General features: G+C 55.2%; 14 protein-coding genes. 9 read left to right on the top strand and 5 right to left on the bottom strand.

Going from position 1 to position 15,579, the window contains the following annotated elements; all coding sequences use genetic code 11:
* Positions 1–3: 3 nt before the first annotated feature.
* The 7 genes from RGQ30_RS04380 to RGQ30_RS04350 all read left to right on the top strand — a co-directional run bounded on the left by RGQ30_RS04380 (position 4) and on the right by RGQ30_RS04350 (position 8,414).
* A complete protein-coding gene (locus tag RGQ30_RS04380; RefSeq protein WP_338284795.1) occupies positions 4–927 on the top strand; it encodes a hypothetical protein in 924 nt (307 codons plus the stop codon).
* Positions 928–1,049: 122 nt separating this feature from the next.
* Positions 1,050–3,695 carry a leucine--tRNA ligase gene (gene leuS / locus RGQ30_RS04375; protein WP_130558151.1) on the top strand — a complete coding sequence of 882 codons (2,646 nt, stop codon included), beginning with the start codon at positions 1,050–1,052 and terminating at the stop codon, positions 3,693–3,695.
* Between the two features lie 40 nt (positions 3,696–3,735).
* Positions 3,736–4,242, top strand: coding sequence for an LPS-assembly lipoprotein LptE (locus RGQ30_RS04370; RefSeq protein WP_130558152.1), 507 nt, complete (start codon positions 3,736–3,738; stop codon positions 4,240–4,242).
* The gene (gene holA / locus RGQ30_RS04365; protein ID WP_130558153.1) at positions 4,239–5,279 is read left to right on the top strand and encodes a DNA polymerase III subunit delta; all 1,041 of its coding nucleotides are present in this window, start codon (positions 4,239–4,241) and stop codon (positions 5,277–5,279) included. Before RGQ30_RS04370 ends, holA begins: the two co-directional genes overlap by 4 nt.
* A 38-nt stretch (positions 5,280–5,317) precedes the next feature.
* Positions 5,318–6,574, top strand: coding sequence for a glutamate-5-semialdehyde dehydrogenase (locus tag RGQ30_RS04360; RefSeq protein ID WP_130558154.1), 1,257 nt, complete (start codon positions 5,318–5,320; stop codon positions 6,572–6,574).
* A gap of 26 nt (positions 6,575–6,600) precedes the next feature.
* Positions 6,601–7,032 (top strand): CopD family protein, encoded by a 432-nt coding sequence (locus RGQ30_RS04355; RefSeq protein ID WP_130558155.1) that lies wholly within the window; start codon positions 6,601–6,603, stop codon positions 7,030–7,032.
* A 20-nt stretch (positions 7,033–7,052) separates the two neighbouring features.
* Positions 7,053–8,414: a THUMP domain-containing class I SAM-dependent RNA methyltransferase gene (locus RGQ30_RS04350; protein ID WP_130558156.1), complete on the top strand. Its 1,362-nt coding sequence runs from the start codon at positions 7,053–7,055 to the stop codon at positions 8,412–8,414.
* On the opposite strand, the gene RGQ30_RS04345 is transcribed toward RGQ30_RS04350, so the two are convergent.
* Together RGQ30_RS04345 and RGQ30_RS04340 are read right to left on the bottom strand one after the other, a co-directional pair.
* Positions 8,415–8,924 carry a glutathione peroxidase gene (locus RGQ30_RS04345; protein WP_479481452.1) on the bottom strand — a complete coding sequence of 170 codons (510 nt, stop codon included), beginning with the start codon at positions 8,922–8,924 and terminating at the stop codon, positions 8,415–8,417.
* Positions 8,925–8,961: 37 nt separating this feature from the next.
* A complete protein-coding gene (locus RGQ30_RS04340; protein WP_130558157.1) occupies positions 8,962–9,996 on the bottom strand; it encodes a type IV pilus twitching motility protein PilT in 1,035 nt (344 codons plus the stop codon).
* 39 nt (positions 9,997–10,035) lie between these two features.
* On the opposite strand from RGQ30_RS04340, the gene RGQ30_RS04335 reads away from it, so the two are divergent.
* Together RGQ30_RS04335 and proC are read left to right on the top strand one after the other, a co-directional pair.
* Positions 10,036–10,728 carry a YggS family pyridoxal phosphate-dependent enzyme gene (locus RGQ30_RS04335; RefSeq protein ID WP_130558158.1) on the top strand — a complete coding sequence of 231 codons (693 nt, stop codon included), beginning with the start codon at positions 10,036–10,038 and terminating at the stop codon, positions 10,726–10,728.
* A gap of 34 nt (positions 10,729–10,762) precedes the next feature.
* Positions 10,763–11,584: a pyrroline-5-carboxylate reductase gene (gene proC, locus RGQ30_RS04330; RefSeq protein ID WP_338284791.1), complete on the top strand. Its 822-nt coding sequence runs from the start codon at positions 10,763–10,765 to the stop codon at positions 11,582–11,584.
* Between the two features lie 80 nt (positions 11,585–11,664).
* On the opposite strand, the gene ubiA is transcribed toward proC, so the two are convergent.
* From ubiA to RGQ30_RS04315, 3 genes are all read right to left on the bottom strand, one after another.
* Positions 11,665–12,528 (bottom strand): 4-hydroxybenzoate octaprenyltransferase, encoded by an 864-nt coding sequence (gene ubiA / locus RGQ30_RS04325; RefSeq protein ID WP_130558160.1) that lies wholly within the window; start codon positions 12,526–12,528, stop codon positions 11,665–11,667.
* Positions 12,529–12,530: 2 nt separating this feature from the next.
* Positions 12,531–13,475, bottom strand: a complete 945-nt coding sequence (locus RGQ30_RS04320; protein ID WP_130558161.1) for a LysR substrate-binding domain-containing protein — start codon at positions 13,473–13,475, stop codon at positions 12,531–12,533.
* Between the two features lie 83 nt (positions 13,476–13,558).
* Complete coding sequence (locus RGQ30_RS04315; RefSeq protein WP_130558162.1) at positions 13,559–15,541, bottom strand: APC family permease; 1,983 nt, start codon at positions 15,539–15,541, stop codon at positions 13,559–13,561.
* Between the last annotated feature and the right edge of the window lie 38 nt (positions 15,542–15,579).

The following is a 15,579-nucleotide window of genomic DNA, read 5'->3' as shown; positions in this document are numbered from 1 at the left end:
GACATGGCAAGTAACAAACAGGCACTGGCGTTGTTTCAGACCGCCTTGTTGTCGCGCATTTACTGGGAAGCGCGCACAACCTCCTTTGATTCAGCCGGTGAATTGCTGAATGCTTACCACTCAAGGTTTGCGTGGATTACCGATTGGAACCCCATGAAGCGCGAGCAGTATCTGGGAGGATTTCACAACTATGCCAGCGACCACCAACTTCGACGACGCTGGCGCAATGTGTGGGATGCGCGCTGGAATGAACACTACTTTTTTCTGAAAAAGTTTGCTGACACAGACCCGGACTTTGGTCTGCGCATTGCCATTGAATTCAGTGAAATCAATCGAAGAAACAACGCCATCGCAGCACCGCACGAACAGGAACTGGTGCGTGCCGCCGTTCAGCTCAAGCCTGCCTTGTTGAAAACAGACCGCGCCACCCTGCAAGCCCTGGTGCAATGGTGGTTGCAGTTTGAACAGGAAGACGAGAGCTATGCCCGCACGCTGGTGCGTGAGCACTTTTTCACAGAATTGCGGCCTTGGCTTGTTGCCAACCTGCGGGTCAAGACAAAACGGCTGGGCCCACCGGAACCCGACTATCCCTGGCGACAAAACTGCCTGGCCTTGCTGGCGGACCAAAGCGACCTCGACGCAGTGGGTAACCCGTGGACGTACATTCAAGACAATGCCCCCGTCTTCCTGCGGGCATCGGAAACCGTGACATGGGGGGACGGTACCAAGCGCACCGTGGTGTTTTTCTCGCAGGCTCAAATGCGGGAGGTGTTGCAGCAACCGATACCCCAAAATGACCGCACAGCCCTGGCTGAATGGCTGGATGCGCGCCTGGCCGACATTACAGACGGCAAGGGGGCTTGGGCCAACAACGACGACAGCCGATCAATGGCACTGGCCATGAAGGCCGCGCTTTTATCGCGTTGAACCCGGGGCTGGTTCCAACCCAGGCCGTAAAACACAAAAACACCGATATAATGACCAATTGGCCTGCCCCACCCGGCGGGCCCCGCCTGCATTCAAATTCACATCCAAGTTTCAACACCACCATGTTCGACAAATACGCCGCCCAAGACATTGAAAATGCCGTTCAAGGCCAATGGAAAACCTCGGATGCCTACAAGGCCGAGGCCTTTGCGAAAGACGCAAGCGGCAAGCTCAAGCCCAAGTACTACTGCGTGTCCATGCTGCCCTATCCAAGTGGCAAGCTGCACATGGGCCATGTGCGCAATTACACCATCAACGATGTGATGATTCGCCAAAAGCGGATGAAAGGCTACAACACCCTGATGCCCATGGGCTGGGACGCATTCGGCATGCCTGCAGAAAACGCGGCCATGGCCAACGGCAAGCCGCCAGCGGCCTGGACCTACAGCAACATCGATTACATGAAAAAGCAGATGGAATCGATGGGCTTGGCAATTGACTGGTCCAAGGAAGTGGCCACCTGCAAACCCGATTACTACAAGTGGAACCAGTGGCTATTTTTGAAAATGCTTGAGAAAGGCATTGTCTACAAGAAAACTGGCACAGTGAACTGGGACCCAATCGATCAAACCGTGCTGGCCAATGAACAGGTGATTGACGGCAAAGGCTGGCGCTCCGGCGCAACGGTCGAAAAGCGCGACATTCCCATGTACTACATGGCCATCACCGATTACGCCGATGTGCTGCTTGACGATTTGAACGGCCTTCAGTGGCCCGACCGCGTCAAGGTGATGCAGGAAAACTGGATTGGCAAATCCACTGGCGTGCGCTTTGCTTTCCCGCACAATATTGCAGGTGCAGATGGCAAGCTAATCCAGGACGGCAAGCTTTACGTGTTCACCACCCGTGCCGACACCATCATGGGTGTGACCTTCGCAGCCGTGGCGGCCGAGCACCCGCTTGCCGCATTGGCTGCTGAAAACAATCCTGAATTGCAGGCCTTCATTGCTGAATGCAAGGCAGGTGGCGTGGCTGAAGCTGACATGGCCACCATGGAAAAGAAAGGCATGCCCACCGGCCTGCAGGTAACTCACCCATTGACAGGTGAAAGCGTACCGGTGTGGGTGGGCAACTACGTGCTGATGAGCTACGGCGACGGTGCTGTCATGGGCGTGCCCGCGCACGATGAACGCGACTTCGCGTTCGCCTTGAAGTACGGCATTCCGATCAAGCAAGTGATCTCAGTTGAAGGCGAAGTATTCAACAACGCTGAATGGGCTGAATGGTATGGCGACAAGGAACGCGGCGTGTGTATCGGCAGCGGCCCGCTCGACGGTTTGAACCACACACAGGCAGTGAATGCCGTGGCTGAACTTCTGTCCAACAAGGGCGTGGGTGAAAAGCGCATCCAGTTCCGCCTGCGCGACTGGGGCATTTCCCGTCAGCGCTATTGGGGCACCCCCATCCCCATGATTTACTGCGACACCTGCGGTGACGTGCCTGTGCCTGAAGCCGACTTGCCCGTGGTATTGCCGGAAGACCTGGTACCCGACGGCAGCGGCAACCCGCTGGCCAAAAGCGCAGCATTTTACGAATGCAAGTGCCCCAAGTGTGGCAGCCTTGCGCGCCGTGAAACCGACACCATGGACACGTTTGTCGACTCAAGCTGGTACTTCACCCGCTACGTGTGCAACGACGCAAACACCATGACCGATGCGCGTTCAGACTACTGGATGCCCATGGACCAGTACATCGGCGGCATTGAACATGCGATTCTGCATTTGCTGTACAGCCGTTTCTGGACCAAGGTCATGAACGACCTGGGCCTGGTGAAATTCCGCGAACCGGCCACCGCCTTGTTGACCCAAGGCATGGTGCTGAACGACACCTATTTCACCGAAGAAGCCAACGGCAAGAAGAACTGGATCAACCCGGCCGATGTGGCCGTGGAGTTTGATGACAAGGGTCGCCCGGTTTCTGCAAAACTGATCAACGCGGGCACGCCTGTGCAAATCGGCGGCGTGGAAAAAATGTCGAAGTCGAAAAACAACGGCATTGACCCCCAAGCCCTGATCGACCAGTACGGGGCTGACACCGCCCGCCTGTTCACCATGTTTGCCGCACCACCCGAGCAAAGCCTGGAGTGGAGCGATTCCGGTGTAGAAGGTGCGCACCGTTTCCTCAAACGCCTGTATCAGCTGGCATTGAACAAGCAGGACGCCATCAAGGCACAACCCGTCTTGAGTGCCGCCAACCTGGGCAAGGTTGCACAAACCGCGCGCCGCGATGTGCACGAGATTTTGAAGCAAGCCAACTTCGACTACGACCGTCACCAGTACAACACCGTGGTGTCTGCCGGCATGAAAATGCTGAACACACTCGACGCCTTTGCCAGCGAAGCAAATTCACCCGCAGACCAGGCCGTGCTTGCAGAAGGTTTGAGCATTCTGCTGCGCGTGCTGTACCCGATTGTGCCGCACATCACCTGCCACCTGTGGAGCAGCTTGAACTACAGTGCAACACAGGGTGAGCTTCTCGATTCCCCTTGGCCTGAAGTGGATGAAAAGGCCTTGGTGCGTTCGGAATTGAACCTGATGGTGCAAGTCAACGGCAAACTTCGGGGCAGTATTGAAGTGCCTGCCGATGCAGACAAGGCGAGTATTGAAGCCACCGCATTGGCCAGCGACGCAGCTCAGAAGTTCATGGAAGGCAAGCCCGCGAAAAAGGTCATCGTGGTTCCGGGCAAACTGGTCAACATCGTTGTTTAAGTTAAAACCCAACACCGACCTCAACACAAAGCGAGTCCTCATGAAACGATTCATTCAAGCCATCGCCCTGCTGAGCACCGCACTGGTGCTGGCCGCCTGCGGTTTTCAACTGCGAGGGCAATACGACTTTGATTTCGACAAAATCGAATTGCGCGGCATGGAAAATGCTGAAATGAACCGCAACATGGACTTGCAGCTTCAAATCCTGAACCTCAAAGTGAATCCGCCCGAAGGCGCACCCTTGAAGCTGAATTTGATCCGGGAAACCCGCGACCGCAGCATCGTGACTTTCAGCGCCACGGGCCGGGCCCGCGAAGTGCGGATCACCTACGAACTGTTTTACAGCGTGACGGATAAAAATGGCGACTTCCTGATCGCCACCAGCCAGTTGAGCCAGCGCCGCGAACTGACCTACACCGACGACCAGATTCTCGGCAAGGAAGCGGAAGAAAACCAGCTGACCACAGAAATGCAACGCGACATTGCGCGCCAAATCACCGGTCGCCTGAGCGCCTTGCAAGTACCAAAGGGGCAAACAGCCAAGTGAAACAGATTGCGCTGGACACCTGGCTTGCTGACACAGGCAATCAAGCATTGCCTCAGCTGCTGTGCGTGTTCACCGACGAGCCCTTGTTCGCCACCCAGGCCGCAGACCTGTATCGCACACGTTTAAAAAAGCAGACGGACTACCAGCGTCAAATTGTGGAAGTTGATCGCCAGTTTGACCCGCAGGAATTCTTGTCCCTGTTTGCCGAAGCCTCGCTGTTTGGCGATGTGTCTCTGGTTGATTTGCGCATCAGCCAACCGAAGCTGAGCAAGGAAGCGGCAGAAGCACTGGGCAAAGCGGCACAGTGGATTGCAGCGGGTGACACCGGCCACCACCTGCTGGTGAACGCACCCAAGCTGAACAAAACGCAGGAGAAAAGCGCCGGGTTTGCGGAGCTTCTGGCCAAGGGCACAGAAGTGATCTGCAAACCGATTGGTGCAGACACCCTGCCCGGCTGGATTGCGCAGGCGGCCAAACGCAAGGGCGTGCAACTGAATCGCGAAACCTGCGCCTGGCTTGCAGAAAAAACCGAAGGCAACCTGCTGGTGGCTCACCAAACCATTGAAAAACTGGCGCTGGAACACCAAGGGGCCGTGGACATTGAACAGGTTCAAGGCATGGTGGCCAACTCGGCACGTTTCAATGTGTTCGACTTGGGTGCAAGCCTACTGGCCGGTGACGTGAAACGAATTACCCGCATGGTGGAAGGCCTGGAAGCGGAAGGCGAAGCACCCACGCTGGTACTGTGGGCGCTTCAGGAAGAAATTCGTGCCATTCGCGACACACAGCAAGCCATGAGACGCGGAATGTCTTTGTCGGATGCCTGCCGTCAAAATAGAATTTGGGGACAGCGGCAGAATCACATTGCTGCTGCGCTGAAACGACACAACCCGGGCAGCCTGCAAAAATTGACTGGCTGGTGCTATGCCGCCGAAAAAACCATCAAGGGCATGAAACAGGGCAACCCCTGGACCCTGTTTGAAATCATTGGTTTGGGCGTGGCTGGCATTGAGCCGCCCGAACTGTGGAACACTTGAACCAACAAATACCAAGTACCCAATACCGAGCAAGTATCATGAGCATTGAAGACCAAATCCTGGCCATCGGCAAAAAAGCCCGCGCAGCAGCGGTGTACATGGCCAAGGCCAACACCCACGCAAAAAATCAGGCCCTGCTGGAAACAGCCAAGCTGATTCGCGCCAACAAGGCCGCATTGACCGAAGCCAATCAGGAAGACCTGGCTCAAGCCAAAGCCAATGGCCTTGAAGAGGCCTTGCTGGATCGCCTGGCACTGAACGACAAAGCCATTGAAACCATGGCGCAGGGCCTTGAGCAAATTGCCCAGTTGCCCGACCCGATTGGCGAGATGACCGACTTTAAAAACCGCCCTTCCGGCATCCAGGTGGGTAAAATGCGCGTGCCCTTGGGCGTGATCGGTATCATTTATGAAAGCCGTCCGAATGTGACTGTTGATGCGGCCGGCTTGTGCATCAAATCCGGCAACAGCACCATTTTGCGTGGTGGGTCTGAAGCTTTTCGCTGCAACCAGGCACTGGCCGCGATTGTGGCCCAAGGCCTTGAAGCAGCAGGTTTGCCAGCCGATGCGGTGCAGGTCATCGACACCACCGACCGTGCGGCCGTGGGCACGTTGATCACCATGACGGAATACGTGGACGTGATTGTGCCGCGGGGTGGCAAGGGTTTGATCGAACGAATTTCACGCGATGCCAAGGTACCTGTGATCAAGCACCTCGACGGCATTTGCCACGTGTTCATTGATGAATCGGCCAACATGACCCACGCTGTGAACATCGCCGAGAATGCGAAAACCCACCGCTATGGCACCTGCAACACCATGGAAACCCTGTTGGTCCACACCCACGTGGCCAAACCGGCCTTGGCCGAATTGGCCGTGCGCTATGCCGCCAAAGGCGTTGAATTGCGCGGTTGCAAACGCACCATGGCCCTGCTGCCCAGCGTGAAAGCCGCCACGGAAGAAGACTGGAACACCGAATACCTGGCCCCGATTTTGTCGATCAAGGTGGTCGACAGCCTGGACGAAGCAATTGCCCACATCAACAAATACGGTTCGCACCACACCGACAGCATCGTGACTGAAAATCACAGCCACGCCATGCGCTTTGTTCGCGAAGTGGATTCTGCTTCCGTCATGGTGAATGCGTCCACCCGGTTTGCAGACGGATTTGAATACGGACTGGGTGCCGAAATTGGCATTTCCACCGATAAAATTCACGCACGCGGCCCGGTGGGCCTTGAAGGATTGACCAGCCAGAAATACGTGGTGTTTGGTCACGGTGAAATTCGCAACTAACTAACAAGAACCAACTGGAGCAGTTCATGGACGGTTATCTTTGGGTAAAAGCCTTTCACATTTTGTTTGTGGCCTCGTGGTTTGCCGGGCTGTTTTACCTGCCCCGCATTTTCGTGAACCTGGCCATGGAAACAGAACCTGCAGCCACCGCCCGTTTGCTGCACATGGCGCGCAAGCTGTACAAATTCATGACCTTGCTGGCCATTCCCGCACTGTTGCTGGGTTTCGCACTGGTGGGTGTTTACCAAATCGGCGTGGGTGGCCAAAGCGGCTGGCTTCACGCCAAAATTCTGGTGGTGTTCATCATTGCCGGTTACCACTACAGTTGTGGCCGCATTCTGCGCAAGTTTGAAATCGGCCAGAACACCCGCAGCCACGTCTACTTCCGTTGGTTCAATGAAGTGCCCGTGGTACTCATGGCCATTGCCATCATTTTGGTGGTCGTAAAACCTTTCTAAATCTTTTTTAAAAGCAATTCATGCCCAGTTCAAACCCAAACCATTCCAACCCGGGCAAAGCCGGTCAACAACACAATTCGACCAAGCAAAGTGTCTTCAAATGCTTTGCCAGTTGTCCGCGCGGTCTGGAAGAAATTCTTGTGGCTGAACTGGAAACAATGGGGGCCCAGAAAACCCGTGCAGTCACCGGCGGCTGCACCTTTGAGGCCAGTTGGAGACAAGCCACGCGCATGACCTACTGGACCCGTTTTGCAGGCCGTATCGGCCTGGAACTGGCCCGTGGAGAATGCAGCAGCGAAGACCAGTTTTACAACATTGCCAAATCCGTCGACTGGTACAACTGGTTCAAACTATCCAACACATTCCGGGTCGACCTCAACAACCTGGGCGCCGACCTGCAAAGCGTGCGGTTTACCCAGTTGCGCCTGAAGGACGCGGTGTGCGATTCCTTCCTGGAGCGATTTGACGAACGCCCCAACGTCAGCGTGGAAGCACCGGATGTGCGCATCTTTGCTGCCATCACCCCCACCGAAGCCATGGTCTACATCGACCTGGCGGGCGAAAACCTGTTCAAGCGAGGCTGGCGCGAAGAAGCGGGCGTGGCCCCACTGAAGGAAAATCTGGCGGCAGGTTTGTGGCACATTGCGCGCCAAAGCGAAGCTGGAAAAAACGCGAATGTGTTTCTTGATCCGTTCTGCGGCAGTGGCACACTGGTCATTGAATCGCTGTCACAGCTGTGCGACCGTGCACCGGGCCTGGAACGGCCGTTTGCTTTTGAAAACCTGAAACCTTTCACCCCAGAGTGGGGACGAGACCTTCAGGAAGACGCCAACAAGCGCTTCAATGCGGGCTTGGACAAGGCAATCAAATCACCCTGGTTTCAGTGGTATGCCAGCGACATCACCGAGGTGCTCATCAGCATTGCAAAGGAAAACCTGGCACAGGCCGGGTTTGAAGAATTGCTGGACGCAGGCATTGTGCAGTTTGCACAGCGGGACGCACTCACCGTAGAGCCACCTGCAGAAACTGGCATCGTGTTCAGCAACCCGCCTTACGGCGAACGCGTGCGGGCCAAGGGTGCCGATGTGCCGGAAGACGAAGCCTACGAGCGCCTGTTCAAGGCCTATGGCGACCACCTGAAAATGAACTTCTCGGGGTGGACCGCCTTTTTGTTCTCAGGCGACCTGGAAATCAAGAAAACGCTGGGTTTGAGCCCCAAGCGCAAGCGCCCCTTGTTCAATGGTCCAATTGAATGCAGGCTGTTTGAAATCCCGTTGACGCGCGGTGTGTACCGGCCAAGGGCTGCAGGCACCGACGGCAACACAGAAGGCAATGCCGAGGCTGGAAGCAATCCAGCCCAGGACGATCAGGCCGAAGACTGATTACTCTGCCATCAACTGGGCAATGTCAGCTTTCAGGTCAGCAGGCTTGGTGGTGGGGGCGTAGCGGTCGTACACCTCACCATTTTTGCGAACCAGGAACTTCGTGAAATTCCACTTGATGGCCTCCGTGCCCAGAATGCCTTTGGCTTCTGAAGTCAGGTACTTGAACAAGGGGTGCGCCTGGTCGCCCTTCACATCCACCTTTTCAGCCATCAGGAAATCCACGCCGTAGTTCTTCTGGCAGAAACTGGCAATAACCTCTTCCGTACCGGGCTCCTGCCCACCAAACTGGTTGCACGGAAAACCGATGATCACCAAGCCTTTCTGGCCCAACTCGGCATGCAGCGCCTGCAAACCTTCGTATTGCGGGGTGAAGCCGCACTTGCTGGCCGTGTTCACAATCAACAAAACCTTGCCTTCAAAATCAGCCAAATTCAGGGGTTTACCGTCCAGGGTTTTGCTGGAAAACTCATACACACCATGTGCCATGCCACTTGCCTCCGAAATCATTCAATCGAATTCAAGTGTACCCCGAATCTGCGGGGCATCAGGGTTGGTTGGAGCCCGACAACACCGAGGCTGCCACATCCCGCGTGATTTTTCCCGTCATCAACAAGCGCTGAACCGACTGCTCCAGCGTCTGCATGCCATGCTGCGAACCGGTCTGGATCGAGGACATCATCTGGGCGATCTTGCCCTCGCGGATCAGGTTTCGAATAGGCGGTGTGGCCAGCATGATTTCATGGGCAGCCAGTCGTCCACCACCCGGCTTCTTTAAAAGGGTCTGGCAAATCACAGCGCGCAGAGATTCTGACAACATGGCCCGCACCATGGATTTGTCGGCCGATGGAAATGCATCAATGATCCGGTCAATGGTTTTGGGGGCAGACGACGTGTGCAGGGTTGCAAACACCAGGTGCCCGGTTTCAGCGGCAGTCAGGGCCAGTTGAATGGTTTCAAGGTCGCGCATTTCACCGACCAGAATCACATCCGGATCTTCCCGCAGTGCAGACCGCAAAGCTGCACCAAAAGAATGGGTGTGCTCACCCAGCTCGCGCTGATTCACCACGCAATTCACGGGGGTGTGCAAAAACTCGATCGGATCTTCAATGGTCAGAATGTGCGCCTTCTGGTGCCGGTTCACATCGTCTACCATTGCAGCCAGCGTGGTGCTTTTACCAGAACCCGTGGGCCCTGTCACCAGCACCAGGCCATTGGGCTCCCGCGCAATGGTTCTGAATACCGAAGGCGCTTCAAGCTCTTCCAGTGTTTTGACCCGGCTGGGCACCACACGAAACGCAGCAGATGCCCCCCGGCTTTGCATGAATGCATTCACCCGGAAACGCGACAAACCCTCTACTGCGAAGCTGTAATCACATTCGTGCGATTGTTCCCACGCCTGCCATTGCACATCGCTCATCGAGCTTTGAATCAGTCTGTAAATTTCCCGGTGACCCAATACTGCATCGCTTAGCCGACGCACTTCGCCGTCCACGCGGATCATGGGTGGCATGTCAGCCGACAAATGAAGATCAGAGGCATGCTCCTCCACAGCCCAGGTAAGCAACTCGGTCAGTGTCATGTGGCTATAATCTCCATTTGAGCATTCAATTGATTCACCATGACCCAAGCCGAACAACTTGCCGGGATCCAGCAACGCATTGCAACTGCCTGTGGCAAGGCCAACCGGCCACTCGACTCGGTCACATTGCTGGCTGTCAGCAAAACATTTCCACTGGATCGCATTCTTGAATTTCGCGCCTGTGGGCAAACCGCTTTTGGTGAAAATTACCTGCAAGAGTCGCTGGATAAAATCACCCAGCTGGCTGATCACCCTGATGCCCCAGCCATCGAATGGCATTTCATTGGACCCATTCAAAGCAACAAGACCAAACCGATTGCGGATAACTTTCAATGGGTACACAGTGTGGACCGGTTGAAAATTGCACAGCGTTTGTCTGACCAGCGCCCGCCCCATCTGCCGCCCCTGAAGCTGCTGATCCAGATCAACACCTCGGGCGAGGCCAGCAAATCAGGTGTTAATCCCGATGAAGCGGTTGCACTGTGCCTCGCTGTAAGCCAGCTGCCTAATCTGAAGTTGCATGGCCTGATGACCATACCCAGCAACACAGACGACATGGCGCAGTTGAAAGCAGAATTCCTGTTGTGCAAATCCATTTTTGACGCCTTGAATGCGCAAGGCCTGCAATTGGACACGCTGTCCATGGGCATGTCCTCGGACCTGGAACTTGCCATTGAATGCGGCTCCACCTGCGTGCGCGTGGGTTCCGCCCTGTTTGGCGCACGTGCCTGAACACCACTTTTTTGAATCGAATCACAACATAGCCATGCAAAACAGAGCCATTCAAAACACACTCTTCATCGGCGGCGGCAACATGGCTTACGCCATTCTGGGCGGCTTGGTCCGCAGCGGGCTGCCAGCCAGCTCCTTTCATGTCATTGACCCCAGCCCGGAGTCGGCTGCAAAAATGGCAGAAATGAACCTGCGCTGCACGGTGGATTGGCCCGAAGACTTCAAACCCGATGTGGTGGTGCTGGCCGTCAAGCCACAAATGATGCAAAGCGTGTTGAATCAACAGGCTGGCCACCTGAAGCAGGTGCTGCTGATCAGCATTGCAGCTGGGGTCAGCGTGGCTCAAATTCAACTGTGGAGCGCCCAAAGCGATGCCCGCGTGGTGCGCTGCATGCCCAATACACCGGCACTGGTGGCGCAGGGCATATCCGGACTTTACTTCACAGCCAATTGTAATGATGCCGACCACACCACCTCCCATCAAATTTTCAACAGCTGTGGTGAAGTGGTGGTGGTGAACACCGAAGACGAAATCAACGCCGTCACCGCCATTTCAGGCAGTGGACCCGGTTATGTGTTTTTTCTGATGGAGGCTTTGGCCCAAGCGGCGCAGAACCTGGGATTCAGCGAGGCACAGGCGAACCTGCTGGTGAACCAGACCTTTTTGGGCGCGGCCACACTGGCCAAACAAAGTGACGACTCATTTGCAACTCTGCGCGAGAAAGTCACCAGCAAAGGCGGCACCACATTCGCAGGGCTTGAACAATTGCGCGCACTGGGCGTGTCCTCCGCCATTCAGGGCGCGGCACAAGCGGCTTTTGATCGGGCAGTTGAATTGCAGAAAAACGCAGGTTAACTGGAACATGCGGGCCTTGATTGCACCTGGATTTGCTTCCCGGGTTACGTCTGGGCTTGCTTATGGGTTTGCTTCAATAGTTAAAGATATTGAAGCACCAACCCGGCAAACAGCGCAGCACCGATCCAGTTGTTGTGCAAAAAGGCCTTGAAGCAGTTGGCTCGGTCGCGGTTCCGGATCAACACAAAGTGATAGGCCACAATGCACCAGGCGGCAGCCCAGGCCAACCAGAACACCGCCTTAAAATTCAACAGCAAAGCCACACTGGCCCACATCAACAGGCACATTGCATAACAAACCAGAATACCCACGATGTCAAAACGCCCCAAAGTAATGGCAGCGGTTTTGATGTTCAACTTCAAATCGTCGGGTTTGTCGACCAAGGCATATTCCGTGTCATAAGCAATGGTCCAAAACACATTGGCGGCGAAAATCAACCAGCCAGCCAGGGGCACGCTGCCCTGCACAGCCACATAAGCCATGGGAATTGAAAAGCCAAATGCCACACCCAAATAAGCCTGTGGCATTGGGAAAAAACGCTTGGTGAAGGGGTAGCTGCCCGCCAGAAAGGCGGCAGGGAGGCTCATCAGCACCACCGGCCAACCCAGTGGCAAGGTGATCAGCAAAGCAATCAAAGCTAGCAAAGCAGCCAGAAGCAAGGCCTCTTTTGAACTGATTCGGCCACTGGTCAACGGCCGGTTTCGGGTTCGCTCCACGTGCAAATCGATGTCGCGGTCGGCATAGTCGTTGATGGCGCACCCGGCTGATCGCATCAGCACCACGCCGGCCACGAACACCCACAACACGGGCCAGGGCGGCGTGCCTTCGGCGGCCAGCCACAGGCCCCACAGGGTAGGCCACAGCAGCAGCAAAATACCGATTGGCTTGTTCAAGCGCAGCAGCAAGCCATATTCACGCAGACGTGCGAGTGCAATCTGAGTCATGCCTAGCGCACCATTTGCGGGGAATCCAGAAACTCCACACCATTCAAGTCGCAGGCCATGATGCACTCTTTCAAAGCGTCCAGCGCTTCGCGGCGGCCAAAACTTTTGCGCCACACCAGGGCCACGGTTCGGCGCGTGTCGTCGTCGGCCAAGGGAATGTAATTCAACAACGATTCCGCCGGCACAGGGTTGGGCACAGAACTAGATGGCAGCACCGTGATACCCACGCCTGAGGCCACCATGTGCCGAATGGTTTCCAGCGAACTGCCTTCAAAGGTGCGTTGAATACCCTCGGAAGACTGCGAAAACCTTGACAGTTCCGGGCATACGCCCAAGACCTGGTCACGGAAACAATGCCCAGCACCCAGCAGCAGCATGTTTTCGCCGCGAAGGTCGTCTGATCGAATGGTTGTTTCCTGCGCCCAGCGATGTGACTTGGGTAAGGCCACAATAAAGGGTTCGTCGTACAGCGGTTGAATCACAAAACCCGATTCATTGATGGGCAGCGCGAGCACAGCCACGTCAATTTCGCCCTGCTTGAGCAATTCGAGCAAGCGGACCGTAAAGTTTTCCTGCAACACCAGTGGCATGGTGGGCACCTTTTCAATCATGCTGGAAACCAGCCCCGGCAGCAGATAAGGGCCAATGGTGTAAATCACACCCACCCTCAGAGGACCAGCCAAAGGGTCCATGCCCTGTTGCGCAATGGCCTTGATGGCCGATGCTTCTTCCAGCACGCGCTGCGCCTGCACCACTACCCGTTCACCCACAGGCGTCAGTGACACCTCATTCGAGCCACGCTCAAACAAGGAGACATTCAGCTCTTCTTCAAGTTTTTTGATCGCCACTGACAAAGTGGGTTGACTGACAAAACAGGCATCTGCTGCACGGCCGAAATGCTTTTCTCGCGCCAGTGCAACAATGTACTTCAACTCAGTGAGGGTCATTTAATTTTTCTATCAACAATGCAGGTTCGATTATTATCACAAACACCTGACCATCAAGCAATCAATCTTTCTGGGCAAAAGCCTCAAAGCCGCATCGGCAGAATCACCATCTGTTGCCCCGCGTTGTGCAAACGGCGCTGCAACTCAAGCGCAGCCTGGTTGTGTAGCAAGCGCGTCAAAATATTTTCATTTTCAAACACCAGCTTGCTGGTGAAGAAAATTGCATTGGGATGGCTATCCGCCACATTCTTGGCCAGGTTTGTCAGCTCCTCCACTGCATCCGTACCGAACGACAGATAACTCTTGGCGCGCAAACCATGGCTGCGGCAGAAATTGACAAAATAATTCAGGGAAACGGAAGCATCCACCCGCATTGCTTCCAGCGCTTCCCGCCCCCCGTAAGCCTTGGAATCCACGGTGCGCGCATTCATGAACACGAAATTCTGGAAATGGTTGGGAAACATGCGCTGAACCCATAGCAAGGCATGCAGACCACCACCCCGGCTGTTACCCACAATGAACACCGCCGTGTTTCCGTCCTCGATCAACTCGGGTGGCGAGTGGGCCGAGCCGTACTGCGCCATTGCAAACACTTCGTCAATCTTGGCGATTTTTTCCTTGGTGTCCCGGTAATGTCCTCGAACCCACAAACAGATCAGCACTACCAGTGTGGTGATCAACATCGTGATCCAGCCACCCTGAAAAAACTGGGTAATCACCGTTCCCAGCAAAATGGAAACGGACACAACAAAGCCAAGTGCAGCAGACAGCAGGCCCTTGACAAACCTTGCCTCATGACGGTTGCGCAGCCAGTACACACACAAACCGAGCATGGAAAGGCTGAACACAATAAATACGTTGATGGAAAATAGCACCACCAACAGGTCGACATTGGCGTCACTCAGGTAAATGGCAAGGAAAGCCAGGCCGCCCATCAACAAAATACCGTTTTTGGTTACAAACCGGTTTGAAAGGTAGCGGAACTGGTGTGGCAGCCAGGAATCGATCGCCATGGTGGACAATACACGCGGCCCCACCACAAAACCCACATGGGCCGCAAGCAGCAGCACAGCGGTTTCAAGCCCCAACATCACCAGCAAGCCCAGAATGACATAAGGCCAATCCCAACCCAGGTCGGTGAATACCCGCTCAAACAGCACGCCATTCAGAGCCATCGTCGGTTCGATGTTCACATCCCACAAGGAATACAACACGGCAAGACTTGCAGCGGCGAAGGCCAGGGCACATGCCACATAGGCCAACATTTTTCGCCGGTTCTCGCTGCTTTGGCGGTAGCGGCTCAGCTGAACGGTGTCCGATGCCGCTTCAATTCCCGTGTAAGTGCCCCCACCTAGGAAAAACCCGCGTGCGAATATGGCCAGTACCGGTAACCAACCCATGGCATTCAAGTCGGATTCAGTGGTGGCAACACTACTCGCAACCACACCACCAATGTCCTGAAAATGATCAGAAAACCCAACCAGAATGAAAACAAAATGAGTCAACAGGAATGCCACGAACAGATACTTGAATGGCTTCAAATTCAAGTGGCGGCCCTGAATGTGAAACACCATGAGGCCGGCCATTAGCAGCATCGACACCCACACACGGTAATCGTAAAAATACGGGGGCAAAAAGCTGAACATCAAGTGCGTAGAGGCACTGATGCCCAACGCAACCATCAGGATGTAATCGACCAGCAAGGCTGCCCCCGCTATCAGGCCAATACGCGGACCCAGCAAATTGGTGGCCATGGCATAGCCGCCGCCCCCTTTCGGAAACAGCTCAGTAACCCGAAAATAGGTCAGCGACACCAACAGAATCGAGAACGCCGTCAACAGCCCGAGAAAGAGGACCAGGTGTCGAGCGTCTCCCAAGGCCTTGAAGGACTCCTCGGGACCGAACGCCACCGAGGCCAATCCGCAGGCACCAACAGCCACCCAGGCGTACTTTTCTGAAAAAATGTCATCGCGCTCTTCAGCATTCAAAGATGAAGCCAAAGGGGGGCGACCATTCTGTGAATCGACCCGGCCACTGGCCTTGGTCGACTTTGGGGTTTGACTCATGCGTACATTGCAGCGCAACAAACAAGTCGGTAATGGTA

It is taken from the genome of Limnobacter thiooxidans, assembly GCF_036323495.1.
GTDB lineage: Bacteria > Pseudomonadota > Gammaproteobacteria > Burkholderiales > Burkholderiaceae_B > Limnobacter > Limnobacter thiooxidans.
Note: the sequence above shows the minus strand (reverse complement) of the source record. Positions and strands in the feature narration are given on the sequence as shown.